The sequence below is a fragment of the Pleurocapsa sp. PCC 7327 genome, assembly GCF_000317025.1.
Classification (GTDB): Bacteria; Cyanobacteriota; Cyanobacteriia; order Cyanobacteriales; family Microcystaceae; genus Hydrococcus.
In genome coordinates, this window is sequence record NC_019689.1 from 3,050,281 (window position 1) to 3,073,556 (window position 23,276).

At 45.3% G+C, this 23,276-nt stretch carries 18 protein-coding genes and 3 pseudogenes; 5 read left to right on the forward strand and 16 right to left on the reverse strand.

The genetic code is table 11. The features are described from left to right. Positions 1-70: 70 nt before the first annotated feature. The 3 genes from PLE7327_RS13690 to PLE7327_RS13700 form a co-directional block, all read right to left on the reverse strand. Entirely contained in the window at positions 71-3,100 is a 3,030-nt protein-coding gene (locus tag PLE7327_RS13690; protein ID WP_015144404.1) for a peptidase domain-containing ABC transporter, read from the reverse strand. Between the two features lie 4 nt (positions 3,101-3,104). Beyond that, positions 3,105-3,695 carry a helix-turn-helix domain-containing protein gene (locus PLE7327_RS13695; RefSeq protein WP_015144405.1) on the reverse strand — a complete coding sequence of 197 codons (591 nt, stop codon included), beginning with the start codon at positions 3,693-3,695 and terminating at the stop codon, positions 3,105-3,107. Between the two features lie 646 nt (positions 3,696-4,341). After that, positions 4,342-4,530: a bacteriocin gene (locus PLE7327_RS13700; RefSeq protein ID WP_015144406.1), complete on the reverse strand. Its 189-nt coding sequence runs from the start codon at positions 4,528-4,530 to the stop codon at positions 4,342-4,344. Positions 4,531-4,963: 433 nt separating this feature from the next. Between PLE7327_RS13700 and PLE7327_RS13705 the strand changes: the two genes are divergently transcribed. Together PLE7327_RS13705 and PLE7327_RS13710 are read left to right on the forward strand one after the other, a co-directional pair. Continuing rightward, complete coding sequence (locus PLE7327_RS13705; protein WP_015144407.1) at positions 4,964-6,910, forward strand: HlyD family type I secretion periplasmic adaptor subunit; 1,947 nt, start codon at positions 4,964-4,966, stop codon at positions 6,908-6,910. A gap of 69 nt (positions 6,911-6,979) precedes the next feature. Then, positions 6,980-7,720: a peptidylprolyl isomerase gene (locus tag PLE7327_RS13710; protein WP_015144408.1), complete on the forward strand. Its 741-nt coding sequence runs from the start codon at positions 6,980-6,982 to the stop codon at positions 7,718-7,720. 100 nt (positions 7,721-7,820) lie between these two features. On the opposite strand, the gene PLE7327_RS13715 is transcribed toward PLE7327_RS13710, so the two are convergent. The 9 genes from PLE7327_RS13715 to psbQ form a co-directional block, all read right to left on the reverse strand. After that, on the reverse strand, positions 7,821-8,078 hold the full coding sequence (locus PLE7327_RS13715) for a bacteriocin (RefSeq protein WP_015144409.1): 258 nt from the start codon (positions 8,076-8,078) through the stop codon (positions 7,821-7,823). Between the two features lie 524 nt (positions 8,079-8,602). Continuing rightward, complete coding sequence (locus PLE7327_RS13720) at positions 8,603-11,329, reverse strand: bifunctional acetate--CoA ligase family protein/GNAT family N-acetyltransferase (protein WP_015144410.1); 2,727 nt, start codon at positions 11,327-11,329, stop codon at positions 8,603-8,605. Between the two features lie 335 nt (positions 11,330-11,664). After that, on the reverse strand, positions 11,665-12,150 hold the full coding sequence (locus PLE7327_RS13725) for a hypothetical protein (RefSeq protein ID WP_015144412.1): 486 nt from the start codon (positions 12,148-12,150) through the stop codon (positions 11,665-11,667). A gap of 21 nt (positions 12,151-12,171) precedes the next feature. Further along, positions 12,172-12,486, reverse strand: a complete 315-nt coding sequence (locus PLE7327_RS13730; RefSeq protein ID WP_015144413.1) for a hypothetical protein — start codon at positions 12,484-12,486, stop codon at positions 12,172-12,174. A gap of 85 nt (positions 12,487-12,571) precedes the next feature. Continuing rightward, on the reverse strand, positions 12,572-13,096 hold the full coding sequence (locus tag PLE7327_RS13735; RefSeq protein ID WP_015144414.1) for a hypothetical protein: 525 nt from the start codon (positions 13,094-13,096) through the stop codon (positions 12,572-12,574). Positions 13,097-13,271: 175 nt separating this feature from the next. Beyond that, positions 13,272-14,234 carry a ribonuclease Z gene (locus PLE7327_RS13740; protein WP_015144415.1) on the reverse strand — a complete coding sequence of 321 codons (963 nt, stop codon included), beginning with the start codon at positions 14,232-14,234 and terminating at the stop codon, positions 13,272-13,274. A 346-nt stretch (positions 14,235-14,580) separates the two neighbouring features. Next, positions 14,581-15,246 (reverse strand): deoxyribonuclease V, encoded by a 666-nt coding sequence (nfi, locus tag PLE7327_RS13745; RefSeq protein WP_015144416.1) that lies wholly within the window; start codon positions 15,244-15,246, stop codon positions 14,581-14,583. Next, positions 15,243-16,952, reverse strand: a complete 1,710-nt coding sequence (hflX, locus tag PLE7327_RS13750) for a GTPase HflX (RefSeq protein ID WP_015144417.1) — start codon at positions 16,950-16,952, stop codon at positions 15,243-15,245. The genes nfi and hflX overlap by 4 nt, the downstream gene beginning before the upstream one ends. Positions 16,953-17,146: 194 nt before the next feature. Then, the gene (psbQ, locus tag PLE7327_RS13755) at positions 17,147-17,593 is read right to left on the reverse strand and encodes a photosystem II protein PsbQ (RefSeq protein ID WP_015144418.1); all 447 of its coding nucleotides are present in this window, start codon (positions 17,591-17,593) and stop codon (positions 17,147-17,149) included. Positions 17,594-18,235: 642 nt separating this feature from the next. Between psbQ and PLE7327_RS22750 the strand changes: the two genes are divergently transcribed. Then, positions 18,236-19,900, forward strand: a complete 1,665-nt coding sequence (locus PLE7327_RS22750) for a S8 family serine peptidase (RefSeq protein ID WP_015144419.1) — start codon at positions 18,236-18,238, stop codon at positions 19,898-19,900. 86 nt (positions 19,901-19,986) lie between these two features. On the opposite strand, the gene PLE7327_RS13765 is transcribed toward PLE7327_RS22750, so the two are convergent. Both PLE7327_RS13765 and PLE7327_RS26625 read right to left on the reverse strand, forming a co-directional pair. Then, entirely contained in the window at positions 19,987-20,529 is a 543-nt protein-coding gene (locus PLE7327_RS13765; RefSeq protein ID WP_051036441.1) for an RNA-guided endonuclease TnpB family protein, read from the reverse strand. After that, on the reverse strand, positions 20,471-20,632 hold the full coding sequence (locus PLE7327_RS26625; RefSeq protein ID WP_371264986.1) for a hypothetical protein: 162 nt from the start codon (positions 20,630-20,632) through the stop codon (positions 20,471-20,473). The genes PLE7327_RS13765 and PLE7327_RS26625 overlap by 59 nt, the downstream gene beginning before the upstream one ends. Positions 20,633-20,784: 152 nt before the next feature. Between PLE7327_RS26625 and tnpA the strand changes: the two are divergent. Both tnpA and PLE7327_RS24430 read left to right on the forward strand, forming a co-directional pair. Beyond that, positions 20,785-21,043 (forward strand): annotated as a pseudogene (gene tnpA / locus PLE7327_RS23510) (IS200/IS605 family transposase); the annotation flags it as partial. Positions 21,044-21,058: 15 nt separating this feature from the next. Further along, positions 21,059-21,160, forward strand: a pseudogene (locus tag PLE7327_RS24430) (pentapeptide repeat-containing protein); the annotation flags it as partial. Here PLE7327_RS24430 and PLE7327_RS13775 read toward each other — a convergent pair. Beyond that, positions 21,160-21,648 (reverse strand): annotated as a pseudogene (locus PLE7327_RS13775) (Photosystem Q(B) protein 1); the annotation flags it as partial. The pseudogenes PLE7327_RS24430 and PLE7327_RS13775 sit on opposite strands and share 1 nt — an antisense overlap. A 21-nt stretch (positions 21,649-21,669) precedes the next feature. Next, positions 21,670-23,109 (reverse strand): MFS transporter, encoded by a 1,440-nt coding sequence (locus PLE7327_RS13780; protein WP_015144420.1) that lies wholly within the window; start codon positions 23,107-23,109, stop codon positions 21,670-21,672. Positions 23,110-23,276: the final 167 nt, after the last annotated feature.

Here is a 23,276-nt window from a genome sequence, read left to right on the forward strand (position 1 = left end):
AACTAAGCTTGGTTGGAGATTTTTTTAACTTTTATACGAACGCCGTCAAGCTAGGCGGGGTCAGTAAATTTCAACTCACGATCGCTAGTTGTTGCTGGTTGAGATAGTAATACGCACCGCGCTGAGCCATTAATTCATTGTGGGTGCCGCTTTCGACGAGTACGCCGCGATCGAGTACGAGAATGAGGTCGGCATTGCGGACTGTCGAGAGACGATGGGCAATGACTAAAGTTGTCTGGTTTCTGAGAATGGTATTCAGATTGGTTTGAATGATTCGCTCCGATTCGGCATCGAGATTGCTAGTTGCTTCGTCTAAAATCAGCAGGCGAGGATTGCCCAAAAGAGCGCGAGCAATTGCGAGTCGCTGTCTCTGTCCGCCGGAGAGATTTCCGCCTCCCTCGCCGATATGAGTTTCGTATTTGAGCGGGAGATCGTCAATAAAGCGATCGGCTCCTGCTAGTCTAGCAGCTTGTTGAATCTCTTCCATCGTTGATTCTGGATGAGCGACGCTGATATTTTCTCGAATCGTTCCCCCAAATAGAAACGTGTTCTGATCGACAACACCAACCTGCTTGCGCAGCGATCGCAATGAAACATTGGTGACGTCGTAACCGTCGATCCAGATTTTGCCCTCTGTAGGCTGATAAAGACCCAAAATTAGCTTGGCGAGGGTTGTTTTCCCAGAACCACTGCAACCGACAAGCGCTACCGTCTGCCCCGGCTGAATTTCAAAACTCAGATTTTCTAGCGTATTGGTATCACTTTCTGAAGTGTAACGAAAAGTCACCTGCTCGAAGCGAATGTGACCTTGGATGGGAGGTAAAGACGGGCGAGTTGACAACTGCTGCAAATTCTCTTCCGGTTCGGCTTCGATAACATCGTTGATTCGTTCTACGGCAATGACTATCTCTTGAAATTCATTCCACAGATCGATCAGCCGTCTAAAGGGATCGATAACATTGTCTAGCAGCATATTAAATGCAACTAACTGTCCGATGGTCAGTTGATTCTGAATAACCTGCCAAACTCCGAATATTAAAATGACTCTAGAAAGCATCGTTTCGATTAACGAGCTAGAGAAAACGATCCGTTCTAGGATAAGCTGCCCGGAAAAGAAAACTTTAACCGCTTTGTTAAATAGCTCCTCCCAATGCCAGCGCACGGTTCGCTCGATTCCCATCGATTTAACCGTCCTAATCCCCGTCAATGCTTCGATCAAATAGCTGCTCTCGCCAGTTTTGGCATTAAAAATTTCGCGAGAGACGCGCTGGAGAAAAGGCGTAGCAAATACTGCCAAAAAGACGAAAAAAGGTACGATGAGCAGCGCCAGCATTGCCATCTGCCAGCTGTACCAGAACATCAGTCCCACGTAGATAAAGACAGTCAACGAATCTAGCAAAAGCGTCAGTGCTTCGCCCGTCAAAAAACGTCGAATCTTACGATTTTCTTCGATGCGAGAGGTAATATCTCCTACGTAACGAGACTCAAAATAGGAGAGGGGCAAGCGTAAGGTATGGTTGATAAAACCGACAATGAGAGCCAAATCGACTCGATTGGCGGTGTGATCGATGAGATATCGTCGCAAGCTTGACATAATGACGTGAAACAGGCTAAAGAGCAGCAAACCCGCTCCTATCGCTGTTAGAGTCAATGTGCTGCGTTCCACCACCACGCGGTCTAAGAGTAACTGGGTGAATAGAGGGATAACCAGTCCAAAAACTTGAATGGCAATAGACGCGATCGCGATCTCAAGCAGAACTAACCAATGGGGTTTGAGTAGTTCCAAGAACTTCCAGAAGTTGTGTTCGGCTTCTGGGGCATCTTTCAGTAAGGCAGTGGGTCGCAATAGCAGCGTGTAACCAGCCCAACCATCGAGAAACTCTTTATGGGTGAGAATGCGCCGCCCGATCGCGGGGTCGGCTACGATAACGCGATCGCAGGTTATCTTATAAACAACGATGTAGTGAGAATTTTCCCAATGAACGATTGCAGGTAGCTCTTGCTCGGCTAGACTTTTCAAATCGGCTTTGACGGGTCGAGGAGAAAAGCCCATGCTTTCTGCCGCCGCCATCAAACCCTGAAGCGACGTACCATCGCGCTCAACCTTGGCAATGCTACGTAATTGGTTGATACTAAAGTGTTTGCCCCAAAAGCGACCAACCATGACCAAACAAGCAACCCCACAGTCGCTAGCGCTTTGTTGCTCGTAGAATGGATAGCGACGGGTAACTTGTTGCCACCATTGACTAATTTTTACGGTAGGGCTGGGAAAATAGACTTTATGGTGCGATTTAGAGATATATTTTCGCCTATGCTCTATGCTGCTCGCTCTAGGAGGAGTTAGGTTGGCTAAAAGAGTTTTTTTCACGTCATTTGACGCTTTGGACTCCGACAAACGCTCTCGCAATACCTGCCAGTGAGAGAGAGAAAGGGTATATAGTTCGGTTGGTTGAGTGACTTGCCAACTGCCATGCTCGATTAATTCGGAAAGATTGTAAATTGTACCAGGAGTCAGTCTCTGTCCTGAGGAATGCAGCAGTTCTCCTCGGCGAAGCAGCCAAAATTGGCAATATTTGAAGAGAGAAGCCCGAAGTTGACCTGCCTCTAGCTGATGCCTCTCCAACAAAGACAGCATTTTCATCAACCCTTGCCGGGACAAGTTCAATTGGGAAGCTGCCCTATAATGATTCAGCAGTAGCTCTCGAAGTATTGCTTGGCGATTGAAGCGTTCCACAATGGCAGGATACTTACGAGTCAGCGTTTGCAAAAACTTGCCGTCGAGATAACCCAGCTTTAAATTTATCGAAGCTCTTACACAATGTGGCGTAAAAATCTCTTCTGGAAATAACGTTAACTCGCCAAATGATGTTCCTGCTTCGAGAGAAACAATGAGATTATCCGCACTATCTAATAGTCTGGCTTTTCCCTCAACAATGAGATAAATCCCTCCAGAAGCATCTGTAGACTGCCAAACGAGTTGACCCGCAGTTGGCTCTAAGATTGTCAGATTCTTCAAGCAGTTAGCGAGTTCTCTTTCTGAAAGCGTCTGTCCCAAGGTTTTGGCAAGTTGTTTGCCTAGAGATCTTTTTATCGGCTCCATAAAATTATTTATCGAACTCAACAGATGAGGGGCGATCTAAATCGGCAATAATAATACTAGACCCTTTTCGCCAAGAAGGTTTTGTCGATCGCTTGTCCTTTTTGCGAGTAGATAGACCCATTTGCTTGAGAAGACGGTTAATGTGGCGATCGCTTACTTCAATCCCTAATTCCTTTGCCAGATGTTTTCTTAGCCACTGTGCCGTCCAGCGCTTAAATGAATAGCCATAGTTTTGGGGACTATGGCTGACTAATTCTTGCAAGCGATCGAGATATTGCTGGTTGACCGTTTTCGGTCTGCCAATAGGATGGTCATAAACATTATGAATTTGTCCTGTTTGTGCAACGCTCATCCAATATCGCGCTGTATCTTGAGAACATCCCAAAGCTGCACAAATTTCTGCCTGAGATTGTCCCATCTCGGTTCGCAGCACAATCTCAAGACGGCGACGGTGTTCTGGACGTAAATCTTGCTGCGATAAAGTATCTAGGATCAGTTTTTCTAGTTCGGGTGCTATGTCTCGATCTTGCTGTTTCACGGCAATCGTCCCCAGTTTAATTGGTTCGGCATAGTTGGTTAACTTTTGTAAGGACATAACAGAAATAATTATGTCCAAAAAAATTTATCTTGTTTGAGACCAACAAACTTTGTGTGGATGAAGACTTTACTTGGTTTAGAGGTTAATATCGAGTCGTCTATAGAGTTGTTAGTCTCTGCCTTATCTCAACTGCAGCAACGACAACATCTACTTTTACTCGGTTAGGAAACTCCAAGCAGAGGACTCCTGCTCGATTGCTAAGGGGTCTTGTTGCGTAAAAGTACTCACGCAATTTCACATAAGTTTATCTGAAATTTCAATAAAAAAACAGAATCTTGCGATAGATTTTCAACCTTCTATTATGGACATAATGGGTAAATTTATGTCTCACAAAAAGTTAAAAATGCTTGACTAAACGCGATCGCATCATTAACAATCGCTTGAAAACTCTTTACTCATGCAGGATTGCCATGTTAGCTAGAACCTCAAGTTCATAAACTTTTGGGTGCCGCAATAGGTGAATTATCCAAGTTACCTACGGAATTTAATTTTGGAGAAATTTTGTAGAAATACCGAGTTTTATCTTTTGATAAACTCGGTATTTTTATAGCTTGCTTAGTACTAAGACTTATTTAGTTTTTAAAAATCACACTGATTTTACCTCCTTTTCGATTGATATTAGTGATGTAACTTGAAATCAAATTTATTTGATCTCAAATTTAAATTTCCCCTTTCTACCAACAAAGAAAGGAAAACCAAAGGGAATACCAAAACCAAAGGGAACGCCAACGGGGAAAAAGCCACCGCCCTTGATTTTATTCAGTTCTTTCTCTTCTAATTCTTGCAATCCATTTGTAGTTTCAGGAAGTTGGTTGATTTTTACTCTTTGCATAATTTCCTCACTTGCTTTTTAGTGATTTTAGTAATTGTAGAAAGCTAGATTTAATGCCATGATAAAAAAAGATTTATTTGTGTCGAGTCTATTTTACGAAAATAAATACAATTTCAAATTACTTTTTCTGTCTTTTTGCTAGTTATAAAAAGTCAGACTTAAAGAGGATTTTTATGTCTAAATTTAAATTCTAAAAAAAATAAGACTTAATTAATCTTTATTTCTTGAATTACTGAGTAGTAAAATCTAGCAATTGATTTAAATTTATCGATGTTAGATTTATTGTTATTTTTCATGTTTTATATAGAGTTTTTGATCGTTTAAAAATATGACAGTTTGAGACGTTGTATTTTGTTCTGAACTTTTTGTGTAAAAACTCTAATATAAGACTTGAAAGCCTATTAACATAACCAAGTTAAGTTCGGAGATTTAAATGATTCGAGTCCTACTGGTTGACGACCAGAATATGATTCGGCAAATGTTACAGCTTTCTCTAGAGCCAGAGAAGGATATAGAGATAGTTGGAAGTGCAGGAGACGGACAGACAGCGCTTAGGGAAATAGAAAAGCATCATCCCGATGTTGCACTTATCGACATCGAGATGCCGGGAATAGATGGTCTAACTATCATGCAGATAATTAGCAAACATTTTGCCGAAACTAAAGTTTTGATCCTAAGTAGTTATGACAAGCAACAATACATCAACAATGCTCTCCTATCGGGAGCTAAGGGCTATCTGCTCAAGGGCACTCCTATTGACGAAATAGCGAATGCCATTCGGTCTGTGTATAAAGGATACGTTCAACTCGGACCGGGGGTATTTGAAAAGTATGCAGGGAACGATCGCTCGTTACATCCCCATGGGAGGGACGTATCCCTCTGTTATACCTCTTCTTTATTAGAAAAGAGATCTCAGCATCAGGCGATCGCGAACGCCGCCCCTTCGATGCCTACGAGCGATTGGCATTCCGCAGCTCATAGTCAAGCTGAGGAGCGGCTGAAATCTAACAACGGATCCCATAACGGAAATCAGCCGCCGACAACCCAACGACAACTATCCGAAGTCGATCGCGATAGCTGGTCTGCGTCCACCAAAGAATTACTAGACACGCTACCGCAAGTTTGGACGCGAGGGTTGCTATATTTTTTGGTAGTCTTCGTTGCGCTTGCCTTACCCTGGGCAATGCTGTCTAAAGTTGACGTAACCAGTAGTGCCAAAGGACGGCTAGAGCCGAAGGGCGAAACAACTAGACTCGATGCCCCAGTTAATGGAGTTGTTGGTGCAATTAAGGTTAGAGAAGGGCAACAGGTAAAGGCTGGGCAACGTATAGTAGAGCTAAAATCGGATATCGAGCGTGCCCAATTGCAGGAGGCTCAAGCTAGGCTAAAAGGATTTGCCGATAAGCTGACACAGCTCAAACTGCTTAAAAATCAATTGCAGATGTCTGCTCGCACGCAACGTAAGCAGAATCGAGCGCAAGCATCCGAACAGCTAGAACTCATCAATCAAACCCAGCAAAAAATTAACTTTAATAAAACTGCGATCGCCTCAGCTAAGGAACTGGTAGCTAAGGATCGGGAGGTAGTGAAACGCTACCGCGATCTGCGACAAAAAGGAGTAGTTTCAGGTTATCAATTGGATGAGGCAGAACGGCAACTGATTCAGAATCGTCAAAATCTCAGACAAGCTCAGTCGGAACTCGAACAAAACCAGACGGAGTTTAAAAAACAGCAAAGCGCTCGCGACAAAATTGTGCGTCAAGGCGAACTAGCTATTATCGAAGTAGAGAAACAAATCAAAGAACTCAACTCTCAGCTCGACGATACGCGATCGCAAATCGCCCAAACCCAAAATCAAATTAAATCTCTGCAATATCGACAGCAGCAGAGCGCGATCGATACCCCAATCGATGGCACGATTTTTCAGCTAACCGTCTCGCACCCCGGCGCTGTCGTCCAACCCGGTCAGGCGATCGCTCGCATTGCTCCTAAGGGAACTCCACTGGTGTTGAAAGCGCAGATATCTAGTAAGGATAGCGGTTTTCTGCGCGTAGGCAAGCCCGTCAAAATTAAGTTTGATGCCTATCCTTACCAAGATTATGGAATCGTACTAGGTCGCATAAGCTGGATTTCTCCGGATTCTAAAGCTGCCTCGGCACAGATGGATAATGCAGCGCCAGCAAGTCAAGCTCAAAATCAAGAAGAAGCCTTTGAGATGGAAATAGCGCTCGATCGCGACTACATCGAAGCTGCTAACAAACGCATTCCTCTCACTCCAGGTCAGACAGCGACGGCGGAGGTTATCGTCCGCCAACGTCGCCTCATCGACTTCCTGCTCGATCCGTTTAGGAAGTTACAAAAAGGCGGTCTGGATCTCTAAGGTAACTGCTTTGCTGTTATCGCCCTAACCAAAGGTGACGCAACGTTCAGCTAGATTGTGACAATAGCAATGACATCAGACGCGATCGCTATCTCTACAGAAGACGTTATTCGTCAAGTTAAACTATCGTGCCAAGTTCCTGCTGTCGTGAAAGCGATTGTCGCTCGCAAGATAATTTCCCAGACAGCAGAAGAACTAGATATTACCGTCGAAGAGAGCAAACTTCAGGAGGCAGCAGACCGATTTCGCTTAAAGAACGATCTTTCGAGTGCAGATGCCACCTGGTCTTGGCTAGAAAAACATCGTTTGTCTGTAGACGATTTTGAGGAATTAGTCTACATGGAATTGCTCGGCTCAAAATTGGCACGACATCTATGCGAGCGCCAGGTCGAACCCTTCTTTGTCGAACGCCAGCTCGATTATACTCAGGTCGTGATGTACGAAGTCATTTTGGACGATCGCGACTTGGCGATGGAACTTTTCTATGCGCTTGAGGAAAACGAGATCGGCTTTTTTGATGTTGCCCGTCAATACATTCAAGAGCCGGAACTGCGCCGTACTGGCGGATATCGAGGAATTTTGTCCCGCAAGGATCTCAAGCCTGAAATCTCCGCTGCTGTTTTTGCAGCCAATCCGCCTCAGATTCTCAGACCGATCGCGATCGCTCAAAAAGCTCATCTAATTTTAGTTGAAGAGATCCTTCGACCGCAATTAGACGAACGGTTGCGATCGCAGATTCTTTTTGATTTATTCTCTCAATGGTTGGAGCAACAGATCGAGCAAGCCGAAGTCATTTTAACGGGACTTTGACGAGAAATTTCTAGTCCTAATTTCCGAGAGAGAAATAGAAATTTTATCGTGTAATCAACTTGGTACTTTTAGGAGCTATGCAGCTATTATGCCGAGTTCGTCAATCATCGAAATAATCATCAAGAGCATCGAAAAACTTGAAAAGCTCTACAAGATCGCCAAAGCTATCGTCGTTAGAATCAGGAGGAATTGTAACGCGCAAGCGGTATAAACCCCCCTTAATCTTGCTGAGTTCCTTGTCTGTCAATTCAGACAGCCCATTTTTATTTTCTTGAAGGTTATTAATCTTGATTTTTGACATTAGAATCTTCGTTGTTTTACTATTGGTGATACGGTTTTTCTCGTCCAAATTATCCACAAGTTTTAATTTTTTGTGGAAAATTAGATTAATTTCTCTAATCTTATAAAAAAAAAAAATAATATTGTCAAGCTCGTTCCGTCAGCCAAAATACATTTTTTGTTTTTTGGGCAAAAATGAGAATTAATCAGATTTTTTAGGGTTTTTTTTCCTTCAATTGCTGCTGATATCCAATCCGTTTAATTAGTCATAATATGTAGTGCGAAAGATCCTTCGCTATCGCTCAGGACGCTTTGCGTCTTGGTCGCGAGCAAGACGTATGTCCCAACGGACACGCTCCGCTTTCCGCACTACTGGTTATTGTGGTCGTTCTACCGGATTTAATGTAATAACGTTGTTTAACGGACAATAAACTTTCAGGCGATCGCTCGCGCTCATTGTCAATTTTTTGTAAGCTTTTAAGGTTAGTTTAAAAGTCTTACATTTTATATTTGAGAAATTTTCAAAACTGGGTAACTTTATGCACTTTATCTACTCTTAACTTCTCATACGAAAACATAATTAAATAATTAATGTTTTCGCCCTTACAAATCAATTTCGGCTTTAACCCAATCGAGAGCGCGGTAAAGGCGAAAACCTACCTTTTCACAGACTCGCTGCATGCCACGATTCTCAGGCAGAATCTCCGCCTTAATTTTCTCGAGTTTCTCATCCCGACCGACTTGCACCAAGCGCCGCAATAACTCGGTTCCCAACCCATGCCGCTGGAAAGGATCGCTAACCAACATGGCAAATTCCCCTTCATTGACTCCGTGTTGTTTGCTCAAGCGAGCTACGGCTAGCATTTCCTGGGTTTCCTTATGGATCGCGATCAGTGCCATCTCGCGATCGTAGTCGATAAAACACAAGCGCGTTAGCCGCTCGTGGGCAGTCAACCGACTCAAACTCATCAAATGAAAATAACGCAAATAGATGCTGTGTTCGGAGAGAGTTTTATAAAACCGCACCATAAGGGGTTCATCTTCGGGACGAATCGGACGGATGATGACGGGGGTCCCGTCCGCCATTGTCCAAGACCCGACGTATTGCAAGGGATAGGGGCGAATTGCTGGCTTGGGAAGTTCGTTGGCTGGGGTATCTTTGGGATGGAGAATAATGCGAGCGTCCAGCGCTGTTAGGCGTTCGGCAGAGACAAGCAGGGGATTGATGTCAATTTCCTTAATCCAAGGCTGCTCGACCACAAGCTGGCCGAACTTCACCATCAGTTGCTCTAGGGCTGCCAGATCGATAGGTCTGCGCCCACGAACGCCTTTGAGGGCGCGATAAATTTTCGTCTGCTCCATCATTCGACGGGCAAGGGTCGTGTTGAGGGGAGGAAGAGCGATCGCGCGATCTTTAAACACTTCTACCAGTCGCCCGCCCGTGCCAAATAGCAGCACGGGTCCAAATTGAGGGTCGATACTGCTGCCGATAATTAATTCGTAACTCCCATCGGGGCTAAGCATCGGTTGAACGGTTACGCCCAAGAAATGTTCTGCCCCGACTTTCTGGGTTACTGAAGTTTGAATGGCTCGATAGGCATCTCGTACCTCTTCCGCATTGGTGAGATTTAACTGCACTCCCCCCACATCCGTCTTGTGGGTCACGGTTTCCGATAACAGTTTGACGACGACGGGATAGCCAATCGATTCTGCCAGTTCCAAAGCTTCGGCTTCTGTTTTCGCAATCCCGGTTCTCACGACCGGAATGCCATAGGCAGCCAAAATTTCCTTCGATTCCAATTCGGTGAGAATTACGCGTTCGCTCTCTCGGACTGCTCCTATAATCTGCGCCACTTGGGAACGATTTGGACCTCCATCCTCATCGGGCGGCATGACGGGAGTTTCGTAGATGCCTTGCAGATTGTAACTGTAGCGCCATATTAAATTAAACAGACGAGCTGCCGAATCCGGATAGCGATAAGTGGGGATTTGGTGTTTGTTGAGAATGGTTTCTCCTACAGAAATTTCTGCGCCTCCCATCCAACTTGCCAAGATGGGTTTGCCCGCCATCTGAGCGCAGCTTATCAATTGTTCTGCCGTCTTATTCGGATCGGTCATGGCTTGCGGTGTCAAAATGACCAGCAGCCCGTCACTACCGGGATCTTCAACTGCAATTTCTAAAGCTTTTGTGTAACGATCTGGGTCTGCATCTCCGAGAATATCGATGGGATTGGCATGACTCCACTGAGGCGGCAGAACTTCGTTGAGCTTGGCAATCGTATCGTCCGAAAGTTCTGCCAGTTCTCCTCCGGTAGCAACTAGCGCATCAGTCGCTAGCACTCCCGGTCCTCCCGCATTGGTGATAATCGCCAGTCGGGGACCTTCAGGAAGGCGAGGCTGTTTGGCGAGGACTTCTGCCATATCGAACAGCTCGGACATCCGCGTCACCTTCAGCACCCCACAACGGCGAAAGGCGGCATCAAACACGTCCTTGCTCCCCGTCATCGCGCCCGTATGGGAGGTAACTGCTTTGGCGGCAGCTTCTGTCTCGCCCGCTTTGATGACGATGATGGGTTTAGTAAAGGCAACTTCCCGCGCGGCGGAGAGAAACGATCGCGCATCGCCAACGGATTCCATATAGATGACAATGCTTTTGGTGTAGGGATCGTCGCCGAGATAGTAAATCAGGTCGCCCCAATCCACGTCCAGCATCGAGCCAATGGAAATAAACGCACTAAAGCCCACATTTTCTGGAACGCTCCAGTCTAAGACTGCCGTGCAGATAGCGCCACTTTGACTGATAAAGCCCACATTTCCCGGACGCGCGATCGCTCCAGCAAAGGTAGCGTTGAGTCCGGAGCGCGGATTCATCACCCCTAGGCAATTGGGTCCGATAATCCGCATTTTTCCTCGCGCTTTTTCCAGGATTTGCTGCTCTAATTCTCGTCCAGCTTTGCCAATTTCCCGGAACCCCGCCGAGATGATAATGGCACCTTTCACGCCTGCTTCAAGGCATTCCTCAATAATTCCAGGTACGGTTGGGGCTGGGGTCGCGATAACGGCTAGATCGACGGGTTGGGGAATCGATTTAACATCGGGATATGCCTGAATGCCTAAAACGCTGTTTCGCTTGGGATTGACTGGAAAAACTGTCCCCCCAAAAGGGTTGCTGATGAGATTCCAAAGGAGGGTTCGCCCCACGCTACCCGGTCTGTCGGTAGCACCGATTACGGCAACTGTCTGTGGTGCAAAGATAGGGCTGAGCGGCTGACGCTCGGAGCGTAGAATGTCGTAAGCTCTATCGGTAATGGGTTTGAGTGGTTGAAGCACGATCTAATCCTCGCGAGCATAGCAGATGCACGTGGGAGACAAAAGATAAAAAGATAAACTTATATCTCCCTATCCAGCAGCCTAAATGCTTCTTCAACTTGCGCGCCCCATTTTTAAGTTTTCCTTAAGCGATCGCGTTGGCATTTTTGTACTCCTAAAAATGACTTACATTGACTTACTCTGAAAAGCTATAAGAGAGATAAGGCGATCGCATCATCGGTATTGTTCATCGTTTAAAGATAGTGTCTGGCGAATCTCAGGTTCATCTAACTTGTCTGCTCGAATGACTATCTCTCGTTTGTTTCTTTTTTTCATTGTTTAATGCTGCAATGTTTTTATAGATACTTAGACTTAATATCCATAATTTTTGTAGATAACCATTGCAGTCTTTCCAGACCCTCGTCCAAAAAGTCGTCTCCTTTGCTTTGATTATTTTTGATTGGCATCGGTTTCCAATTGGTGCAATCAAATGTTAAACGGGGAAACCAATATCTAGGTAAGCTATGATCTATGCTTAAGCCATGCTTGTTTTTCCAATCTTGATAGGTAGGATACTCAATATCGACTACCGTAAGGTAATGGCAAGCATATAAGGAGTAGAGTACAGAGGCTCTAGCATACTCAGATGAGCCTACAGTACTATTTTTTATATAGTCGTCTAGATCTGCTTTGCGAACATAAGACATATCGGAGATGGTATAGCTGTTTTGAAGGTTGTCCAGGTTATTCACAGTTGTAGCGACTTTTACGAATTGAAAGTCAAACAAACCAGCTAAATCGGCTAAAATAATCTCCCAACCAGGATATAAATTTATTAGCATCTGTCTTATCTTTCTGTACTACTAATATTTCAGTTTTAGAGATTTGATAACTGCCTTACCAGCTTTAAGCACTTCTAGCAAGTCCCCGCCTTGTTTAGCTTGCTCATATTGGTCTTCTGCCTTTTTGATAGCAAACCCAACAAAATCTACTGGCGAGGGAGGAATAAACTTTTGTAAGATAGTCCAAGACTTGCGAATGTTTTCCCAACCTAAGTTTTTGTATCCTTGTTGGCGAGCTTGCTTTTGTTCGATTTTGCTGAAAGAATTGAACTTTTCTGAATTGCGTTTTTGAGCTTGCTTATAGTTCAGTCCGTCTAGTTGTTGTTTAGTAGCCATTTATGTCATCTATTATTTGTCTTTTTATGTGTTTATATAGTTAGATAGTGCTATTAGAAATGAGAAAGATTTTTACAGAATTGCACTATAGTTCACCATATTTTTGTTTGTACTTCTCAGCTATATCTTCCGCATCTTTAACTATTTGTCCGGTTTTATCTAAATCTTCTCTAACGGATTCTTTTGAGACTGCACCAATCTCGCTAAGAATCGTATCATCAGCTTTGGTGACTTTATCTTTGCCAAACAATTTTTTCAAGCTTTGGACAATTTCGCTTTTGGAAGGGTTAACAAAGTCTTGACTTGCTTGGGCTAGCTTGAGTTTAAATCTTTCTACTTGATTTTCAGCATCAAGACGACGACCGTTGGCATTTTTAATGGTGTCGTTTTGGTCAATAATAACTTGGATAGCTGAGTCTAGCTCTGGGTTGTCTGCAAATAATGCGATCGCATTGGCGGAGAGAGTCTTAAATTTGCTAGGTAGATTGTGAACTTGAAGTCTAGTTTTGATTACCTCTAGGTTTTGTTGTTTAGTACGCTGAGCAGGCATTTTTTTGTCTACATTTTGGTAACTTCCACTATTATGGTTGGCGCTATTGCAGGCAGACATCAGTATTAGCGCGGAACTTTTACAGTACAACTGAAGCTAGCCTGCCTGTAAACAGCCGCGATTTAGGGAACAACACCATGATTTCTTTGAGCACAACCCTGACAGATACTCTGGTTATGCATCAAATCGCATGGGTTGCGTTCCTCACACGCTTGACAAATTTGGAAGTATTGACTCAGACAGTCGATACCTGGGTTTCTTCTGCCGTCCGCCGTCTGGGGACTTCATAAGTCAAGAAATCATACGCCAGCATCGTATTGGGAAAAATGGCTTTGGCTTCTGCGAGTAAGTCTTTTACGTCCATGGGATTGGCAGGAGTATAGCGAGGACTAAAGTGGGTCATAATTAACTGCTTTGCTTTGGCGGCTAGTGCAACTTGTGCTGCCATCGTCGAGGTGGAATGGAGGCTCTCAAACGCCATCTGAGCGTCTTCGTGAGCAAAGGTGGCTTCGTGAATGAGAACGTCTGCATCTTCAGCCAGTTCGATTGCCGAGTCGCAATAAATCGTATCGGTGCAATAGGCAATTTTGCGACCGGGTTCGGTTTCGCCGCATAGGTCAGATCCTCGAATGCGCCGACCGTCGGGTAGGGTAACGGTCTCGCCGCGTTTGAGCTGGCCGTAAATCGGACCGGGAGGAATGCCGAGAGCAGTAGCTTTTTCGACGTTGAATCGTCCGGGACGGTCTTTTTCGCCAATGCGGTAGCCATAGGCAGGAACCCGATGCTTCAAGAGGCGGCAGCTGACGATAAATTCTTCATCTTCATAAACACGTCCGGGACTGATGGGATGAACTTTAACTCGGTTGGAAAAATAGGTGTAGGAATACTTGGAGCAAGCACGTATATAATCGTCTAGACCGGCTGGCCCGTAGATATCGATCGCCTGGGCGCTGCCTGCCAATCCGCAGCTAGCCAGCAATCCCATCAAGCCAAAGATGTGATCGCCGTGCATGTGGGTAATAAAAATCCGCCGGATTTGAGAACTTCTAATGTCGCTGCGCAGTAGTTGGTGCTGAGTTCCTTCGCCGCAGTCGAATAGCCAGACTTCTGCCCGTTGGGGCAGGCGCAGGGCAACACTAGAAACATTGCGCGATCGCGTCGGGACTCCAGAACTCGTGCCTAAAAACGTAATCTCCACGGTGCTATCTCTTCTTGTCTTTGAATGCCTTCTTTACCTATCGTGACTAAAAAAGTTCAAAATTTATTCAAAATGAGCAAGCCAAATGTTTTGAACTTTGAACTATCATGACACAGCCACATATAAATCTAAAGAGATCTAAGTGAGGGCGCGATCAATCCGATAGTTAGCCCCTGTTTCAAAAATTTCTCTGGCACGTTCGGTTAATTTTACCTTTGCTGCATGGGCAAATGCCGCATTGCAATCGATCGTCCAGCCAAAATAGCAGCGATCGCAATAAAAATTCGAGTCATCATTGCTAAATAAGAATGCAGATAAACTGCCAAGAAGAAGTAGCCCAAAACAATTACTTTTTTCCCGAAGCCAATTTATCTGCCCAGCGAGTGGTTTCTGGCAAACGATATTTGGTCGTACAGCGCAAAACATAATCGATCGCCGTACTCAGACTGATACGATGTCCAACAGAAACATAGACCGGGTTGACATTGGTACGGGTACGCAAGACTACCCCGACGACATCGCCGCGATCGCGCAACGGTTGCCAACTGCCTTTTTCTGGAGACAATTCTTCATGTTTGCCCACCAATAAAGATTTTGCCACGCCAATCGTCGGAACATCTATTAAAACTCCCAGATGGCAAGCAATCCCAAAGCGGCGAGGATGGGCAATGCCCTGACCGTCGCAGAGGATTAAATCGGGGACGAGATTGAGTTTTTCAAGGGCTTTTAGAATTGCGGGGATCTCCCGGAAGGAGAGGAATCCGGGAATATAAGGAAAAGTCGTGGGCATCTGAGCGATCGCGCTTTCGAGTAACTGCAATTGGGGAAAACTCAACACGGCTACGGCAGCTTGCGTCATCGTGTAATTGTCCTCAAATCCCACGTCTACCCCAGCGACATAACGAACCTCTCCCAAGTTATTTTCTACAATAACTAAATGTCGGAGTTGCTTTTGGATCTCGATCGCTTCCTCAATGGTTTGCGCCCAAGCAGGATTGCAGTTAATTTTCATTGCGCCATTGCATAGTGAACCAACTGACCCAATTTCTCTGTGAGGGTTTCTAATCCGAAACGCTCAGTTGCAGAAATAAAGACAGCCAGTGGAAATTCTTCCTTGGCTCGTTCTAGCGTCTCGCTATCGACGCGATCGATTTTGTTAAAAGCAATCAGCATCGGTCCCGGTGTCAGGGGCATCTCGGCAAGAATCGCCATGACCGATCGCAACTGGGCGTGCCAAGCCCGATGGGACAAATCGACGACGTGAAGCAGGGCATCGGCTTCGGTCACTTCTTCGAGGGTGGCACGGAAAGCATCCACCAGAGAAGGAGGAAGTTCGTGAATAAATCCTACCGTGTCGGTTAGCAGGATCGTTCGAGATTCCCCTGTCTCAGGATCGGGCACTAGCAGCCGCCGAGTCGTCGGATCGAGGGTCGCAAACAGTCGATCGGCTACATAGACCTCAGCATTCGTCAAGGCGTTAATTAGGGTAGACTTACCCGCATTGGTATAGCCGACAATAGCCACGCTGGGCACTTCTTTCTTTTGGCGTTGTTTGCGCAAGCGGGAACGGTGCGCCTGGAGTTCGTTGACTTCTTGTTGCAGGCGGGCAATGCGGCGCTGAATGGTACGGCGTTCGGTTTCTAATTTGGTTTCTCCAGGACCTCTAGTGCCGATCCCACCGCCTAGACGAGACATTGCCCGTCCTCGACCTGTCAGGCGAGGCAGCATGTATTCTAGCTGTGCCAGTTCGACCTGTAATTTTCCCGCCCGGGATTGGGCGCGTTGGGCAAAGATATCTAAAATTACTTCGGTGCGATCGACTACGCGAATCCCGAATTGAGTTTCTAGGTTGCGGACTTGGGCAGGAGACAAATCGCGATCGAAAACGACTAAATTTGCGCCCAGAGTCTGAACTTTGAGAGCAATTTCTTCTACCTTGCCCGCGCCGACGACTGTTTGCGAATCGGGACGAGGACGCTTTTGTCGAATGGTATCCAAAACTTCTCCGCCAGCCGTATCTACTAGCCGTTCCAGTTCTGCCAAACCCGTTTTAAATTCATCGTCACTCATGTCCTCGGTCTTTAAGCCAACAACGATCGCGCGATCGCGATCGGCATCGACTTGTTGCGCGACGTATTCCCGTTGGAATTCTGCTTCCAAACCTTCGACTAAATCTAGAAAATCCTGTCTGGCAAGAACGTCCAGATTCATAGGCGCAGAAACCGTCCAATAGTAGCGGTTATCTGGGTTGAGGTCTGATGGAGGCAGAAGATGGGCGATGAAAGCTTCCTTGACATAGCCCGTCGCGCCGCCACCGCGTCGTTCAAACCCCGTTCCTGTCAGGGTTAGCACGACCAATGCATCCAATCGCTGCAACACCATCGCTGTGAGACTAGCTTCTTTGGGCGGTTCGGCTTTAAGTTTGGTGGCGATACAACGAATGCCGCAAAGTCGTTCCGCACCGTAACGAGGTAGTTCGAGGGCGGGGATTTGGGTTTGGCGAGGGGTTCCTATGCCCACGCGAACGATCTGTCCCCGACGATTGACATAGGCACAGACGGGGCGATCGATCTCCGTGCTAATCGCTGCCAGCCGTTGGGCAAATTCCGGCGTAGTAAAGCGATCGCCAGGTAAGCGCTGATGGTACAGTCGTTGTAGTTGTTTGATTTGGCTGGGCTTCAGACCCTGTAGGTTTCCGTAGATGGTATCGATAGGCATTCTCCTTCGCTAGGCTTGTAATTCTTATTCTACAATTTGTAATATTTATATTACAAGTTCTTTGACTTGACTAAAAAACTTTGGATTTTGCGATCGCCGATCGCAAAATAGTTAGTCGTTAGTAATTATTAATTAGTGGAAATAAACTAATAACGACTAACAACTAACTAACTACCGATTACTGATTACTAAATTTAGCCCGCTTTGGGAATAAGCTCCAAAAAGGCATCGAAGTCTCTCAAGGCCTCGCGATATTGAGTCTCAGCAATTTCAGAATTGCGAGCTTTAGCAGCTGCATCAATGCGTTCAAAGTGAATGAATAACTCCTTAGCCAGTTTAGTCGCTTGTTCTCGATCTTTAGGTAAAAGGCTGCGGGACAAATTCAGCATGTCTTGACGCAGGTGTCCGAAAGGACCGTGGATGAGACTACCTGCATCAACCCACTTTCTATTAGCAATGAGATCTCGGAGTTCCGACATCCGTTCTCGTACTTCTTCCACAGGTTCTACCAACACTTGAAGTTGCGCGATTTTCTCTGGCGTGTAGGTGGTTGGGATAGTTGCTTGGGGACTAGAGCAACTGACCAACAAGGTTGCGACCAGTATCAAAATCAAAGACAGAATAGACCGAAGACGTGGCATTTCTCTATTATTACTATTCAACGATTTACTAATTTACTACTGATTGTCTCAGGAATCCGTCTCTTTAGAACGCCTGGTAAGACACAAAAATTAACAATCGCCGTTTTTTGAAATGGGAGTGTGGGGAGACAAGAGAGACAAAGGGACAAGGGGAGACGGGGAGACAATTAACTACTAACCCCTATACGGCTAACCCCTATACGGCAGGTTTATCTAAAAACACGAGAGATTTACCTACACTTACTACAAAAAACCCGTCCCTACGACTACTTCCCAATGACAAATGACTAATGACAAAGGACGCATGACGAATTAAAAAGTTTTATTTTTAGAGCTTTAATATTTGCGATCGCGCTCGAATTCCCCGGTTAAAAACCAAGAAAACAATAAAGTTACTTTAGACTAGATATAATTTAAAAAAATCATTTTATAGATAGAAATTCATATTATTTTTTTATTTTATTTGGATAAATACTTGCTAACGTGTTATGACTGTTTCATTACTAAAGTTTAGAAAAATGCCATACTAATTTGCATAAAAAAACGGATTTCTTCCCGATAAAGAAAAATAAGAGACGCAACCCATTATACTTGGCAGAGGAAGAAATCGTTCGAGATAACCAAACAGCTTTGACGATAATTATGAGTGAAACGCAACCCCAATCTCTGCTTGACATCAATGGACTGGATTTAGGAATTCAAGATAACTGGGAACTCGAGAGTGGCGACAAAACAGTTTCTAGCGGGCGGGAGAACGTTAGCTTCGCCAGTTATCAGTTACCAGTGACCAATGAAAAACAACAATCGCTCGCAGATAACTGGTCGCTAGTCGCTGAGAAAGGGGTTTCTTCGCTACAACCCGATGGAAAATTTGCTCCTTCGACAGTTATCCGTAACGAACCGAATCTAGAGCCAAAGAATTTAGTAGAAGAGGATTTTTTTGCCGATCGAGTTAAACCGATTTACGAACAGGGGAAAAACGTCTCTAGCTCGGAGATTGTACCCCAAAGCAACGGTGCCAGTCCGCTAATGAACCTCAGCGAGTTCCGCGCCGATAGTCGTTTTGCCGGAATTAACGGACAGGGGTTCACAGTAGTAGTTCTCGATACCGGAATCGACCGAAATCATCCTTTTTTCGGACCAGACAGCGACAAAAATGGCGTTGCCGATCGCATTGTGGCTCAATACGATTTTGCCGAGAAGGATGCAGATGCGAGCGATCGCAGCGGGCACGGGAGCCACATGTCGAGTATTATTGCCTCCTCGGATAACCAATATCCCGGCGTGGCACCAGGTGCAAACATCATTCACCTCAAGGTCTTTGAAGATGATGGGGGTGGCAGCTTCCAGTATGTCGAAGAAGCCTTGCAATGGGTAGTCGCCAATCTCGACGATTACAATATTGCCAGCGTCAATCTCTCTTTTGGAGATAACGGCAATTATAACGAGCCAATTCGCAGTTATGGGATTGACGATGAAATAGAAACATTGGCAGGCAACAATGTCGCCGTCGTTACGGCGGCGGGGAATAATTTTTACACTTCCCAAAGCGATCGCGGCGTGATGTATCCTGCTGCCGATCCTAACGTCATCTCGGTTGGTGCGGTCTATAGCTCGGATGTCGGCAGCGTATCCTATAGCAACGGTGCTAATGCTAGTTCTACCGGAGCGGATCGCATTATGCCCATTTCCCAGCGCCATAAAACCCTTACCTCCACCTTTGCCCCAGGCGGACCGATTGCGGCGGCTAACGCCGATGGCGGTACGATGACGCTACAAGGTACCAGTCAAGCGGCTGCTCATGTAACAGGCGCGATCGTACTTGCTCAACAGCTAGCCGTGCGGGAACTGGGACGGCGATTGAGCGTTGGCGAACTAGAGAATCTCTTAGCTTCTACAGGTAAAAGCATTATCGACGGCGACGACGAGCAAGATAACGTCGAAAATACGGGTCTTACCTTCAAGCGCATCGATATGAATGCCCTTGGCAAGGCAATTGCGAGCATGGACAATAATAACAGTCCAGCCTCAGCTAAGGGACAATTTGGTAAAGCTACCAGTTACGATCCCCTTACAGGTACTAACACGGCTGGAGCAAGGCTCTCAGGAGAGGATTCCTTCCTTCTGGGGACGGGTGCCGAGTCGTGTTTCGATCGCAATGGCACGAATGAGGAGGTTTTAATTGATGGCTATAGCAGCTATAGCGGGATCGTTCGCTCCAATAGTTTGCCTGTAACTACTATGGATAGATTGAACGAATCATTGGAGATAGTTGCTGGAAGTCTCGATAGTTCTGCTGTGCTGTAGCAGCGATCGCTTATTTATGCAGTTTCTTTAAAGCCGTTACGATATTAATTTCAGTAAAAGTGACATACTCCCGACCACAAGCTGCGCTATGCGGCGGGCTTCTCTGGGTCTTCAATAGACTTGCGAGCATTTTTAAGTGAGGCGATACCCAACCCCACCTTTTTAATTAAAATAGCAGCATTCGTATCCCTATCTAGTTCACAGCCACAAGGACAAGAATGCCATCTATCAGACAAAGTTTTAGTAACTTTGTTTAAACAATTAGAGCAATATTGACTGGTTCCTCTTGGGTTTACTTTGATGACTTTTGCACCAGCTTTCTCAGCTTTGTACATCAGAATTTCAATGAATTGACCCAGACCAGCATCCCAAAAGCTCTTATTCATCCCTGACTTTTGAGCTTGTTTATTAGGGAGAAATTTTCCTTGCTCATCGGTTTTAGGTTTATTTCTTTTGGACATATTTTTAATGTCCAAATCCTCAATAAAAATAACATCAGACTGCTTTAACAAATCTTGTGCTGTCTCAAAATGAAACTGCTTTCTTTGTCTAGCTATCTTTTGATGCAGCCTAGCTATTTTTTTTAAAAAGAAGCTTTCTGGCTCTACTTTTCTTTTTTCTAGTCTCAACTTTCTGTTGTAAAATTGCTAGTTTCTCTTTATATTTTCTGAAAAATTTAGGGGGATGAATAAATTCTCCCTCTGAGGTAGAAGCTATTTTCTCAAGACCCAAATCAATCCCGATACTGTTATCCCAATCTGGTTCTACATTATTGGTTAAATCTGGGACTGATTTATTTAAGAGCGAAATCGTTACATAAAATCCATCAGCTTTCTTAGTTATTGAAACTGTTTTAAACAGAAACCCTTCTGGGATTGGTCTTATGTGAAAAATGGAGTTGTGAGTCGATTGAATTTAACGGTAAAAGCGACCACGTCCATTTACTTTTTCGCTATTATCCGCAGTTACAATTAAGCAAGTTTGTTAACTCTTTGAAAACAGTAACTAGCAGATTAATTAGAAAAGAGTTTGCCCATCAACTTCCCGAATCCTATGAACGTCGTCACGTTTTTTTGGAATAAATCTTATTTTGTTGCGTCTTGCGGTGGGGTCACTGTGGAAGTTCTTAAAAAATATGTTCAGTGGAGCGGTTTGGTTTTGCTGAAAGCCGATCTCCAAGAGGCCGATCTAACAGGAACAATCTTAACCGATGCTGACTTGCGAGGTGCAATCATGCCTGATGGAACTGTGCATGATTAAATATGAAAGGGATGCATGAGAATATTATGTTCTGCCGTGAAGACAATCATAAAGTTGAAAGTCCCGGAGACACCGAGCATCAGTCCATCAGAAAAGCTTCCTTGTCCGATGGGATAGATCGGCAGGACGGAAGTGGCAGCCGCAACCGGAACCGAAAAGGCAACCGAAATCCAAGGACGCATCCCCAGACGATAGCTCAGTTCCCACTGACGACCCATATAAGCATAGATGGCAATCAGAAAATGGAGCACGATTAGCTCATAGAGACCGCCATTGTAGAGCCATTCATCGAGAGTGGAAGCATCCCAAATCGGGTAAAAGTGCAAGCCAATCGCAGCCGAAGTGGGAACGACAGTTGCCATCATAAGATTATTGCCACCAAGCAGCGAACCCTTTACAGGCTCGCGGATTCCATCAATATCCACTGGAGGTGCGGCAATAATGGCAAGGATAAAAACAATCGCAGAAACTAAGGCGGTGGGAATTAATTGATATTAAGGGTTTTCGAGTTAGGAAAGCAGAAGAGAAGGGGATTGTCTCCCTGGTTCGCGGACAAAGATTAAGGGTAAGAGCGCTACCAGGCGCAGTACGGCAGAAAGAATAAACAGTCCGTCAATGCCGCCGAAAGAAGCGTATTGACTCAAGAAGCCTCCAATAGTCGTGCCCAATGCACCTCCCAAGCCGCTGATAGCAGCCGCAGTTGCAAAATAACTCGACGATGACTTCCCGATAGGCGCGATCGCCATTTGTAAATTATTAGAGCAAAGATCGATTGCTGACCAAGCGCTGCCCCAAAGCACGTATAATAGGGGCAGCCATAGCCAAACAGAAAGCCTATCGGTATTAACCCCCAGCCACAGTAAAGGGATTGCGGCAACTAAAATTCCTACCGACAGCAACACCCGACGATTGCCGATGTGGTCTGCCAATTTTCCCCATATCAGCAGCATCAAGACATTAGCCCCTGCGTTGAGACTACTATAGATGGTCACGCAACCAATATCCAGTCCTAAGTTTTTGAGGAGATAAACATTGAAAAAAGGAAGGCTGAGGTTAATCGCAAACATCCATACGCCGTAATAGAATAGATATTTAAGGAAGTTAGTATCTCTCAGGAGACTGACAAATGCAGGCGGTTGGAGAACTGAAGAATCTGACTCAGGCGCGATCGCTTTGCTTGCTGCCTGTGGATTGACATCTGCCATCAACAACTGAAAGCTCAAACTAACAATCCCTGCCAAGACTGCCAGAGTTAAGACCAGACTGTAGGCTTGAATCGTTCCGCCTCCCCAATAAGACATTATCATTCCCAGTAAAGGCACGCAAAACAAGTTAGTTAGATTCGCCATACTATTGCGCAGTCCAAAATATCGCCCCCGCAAGCGTCGGGGAACCAAGACTGCCATCCAGCTAACCCAAGAAGCGCTGCCCATAGCGCTGCAAGTATGGGTAAATAGGGAAATTAATAGCGTCCATTGAATCAGTTGGTGCGCCTCAAATAGATGCGCCCCAAAACCAATAATTCCTAAGACTAAAATCATCCATAACATTCGCGCCGGACTGAAAACTCGAAAGTTATACCAACGACGGCTAATCGTTCGATCTGCCAAGTATGCGCCTACGGGTTGGAGAAAATTGGCTAACATGGGGATTGCTGCTAAATAACCAATTTCTACGCTCGTAGCTCCCAAATTTAGCAAGAAATTGCTCAGTAAAACATCGCCCGTTGCGCAGGAGAAAATCGTCGAGAAAATGCTATCGTAGGTTGAAGCTTTGAGGCTGCTGCGGATCTGTTGTTTGGCAGGTTTGGCAGATGGAGCGATAAAAGCGCTCTCTGCAATAGCGATCGCGTCGTCCAACCTATCGGTACTGTTTGGTGGGGTTAGCGTCTCTGAAACCGATAGCTTTCGGGTTTTTACGATGGCAACATCTCCGGGTAATTTGAGCATAAAGACGAACGGATTTCGAGTTGGCTTAGGAAGTAAAAAGGCAGACTAATCATAAAGAAATCTTTAATATTTTGCGATCGATCTGCAAAAATTGAAAACCAAATAAACTGGGACTTATAAAAAAATCGAGAATTTAGAGAGGTCTTGTCGAAAGAGTCAGACTGTAG

Bases quoted from the DNA above. Each gene is read 5' to 3' on its own strand.
- PLE7327_RS13690 (WP_015144404.1), bottom strand. From the start codon at position 3,100: ATGGAGCCGATAAAAAGATCTCTAGGCAAACAACTTGCCAAAACCTTG.
- PLE7327_RS13695 (WP_015144405.1), bottom strand. From the start codon at position 3,695: ATGTCCTTACAAAAGTTAACCAACTATGCCGAACCAATTAAACTGGGG.
- PLE7327_RS13700 (WP_015144406.1), bottom strand. From the start codon at position 4,530: ATGCAAAGAGTAAAAATCAACCAACTTCCTGAAACTACAAATGGATTG.
- PLE7327_RS13705 (WP_015144407.1), top strand. From the start codon at position 4,964: ATGATTCGAGTCCTACTGGTTGACGACCAGAATATGATTCGGCAAATG.
- PLE7327_RS13710 (WP_015144408.1), top strand. From the start codon at position 6,980: ATGACATCAGACGCGATCGCTATCTCTACAGAAGACGTTATTCGTCAA.
- PLE7327_RS13725 (WP_015144412.1), bottom strand. From the start codon at position 12,150: ATGCTAATAAATTTATATCCTGGTTGGGAGATTATTTTAGCCGATTTA.
- PLE7327_RS13730 (WP_015144413.1), bottom strand. From the start codon at position 12,486: ATGGCTACTAAACAACAACTAGACGGACTGAACTATAAGCAAGCTCAA.
- PLE7327_RS13735 (WP_015144414.1), bottom strand. From the start codon at position 13,096: ATGTCTGCCTGCAATAGCGCCAACCATAATAGTGGAAGTTACCAAAAT.
- nfi (WP_015144416.1), bottom strand. From the start codon at position 15,246: ATGAAAATTAACTGCAATCCTGCTTGGGCGCAAACCATTGAGGAAGCG.
- hflX (WP_015144417.1), bottom strand. From the start codon at position 16,952: ATGCCTATCGATACCATCTACGGAAACCTACAGGGTCTGAAGCCCAGC.
- psbQ (WP_015144418.1), bottom strand. From the start codon at position 17,593: ATGCCACGTCTTCGGTCTATTCTGTCTTTGATTTTGATACTGGTCGCA.
- PLE7327_RS22750 (WP_015144419.1), top strand. From the start codon at position 18,236: ATGAGTGAAACGCAACCCCAATCTCTGCTTGACATCAATGGACTGGAT.
- PLE7327_RS13780 (WP_015144420.1), bottom strand. From the start codon at position 23,109: ATGCTCAAATTACCCGGAGATGTTGCCATCGTAAAAACCCGAAAGCTA.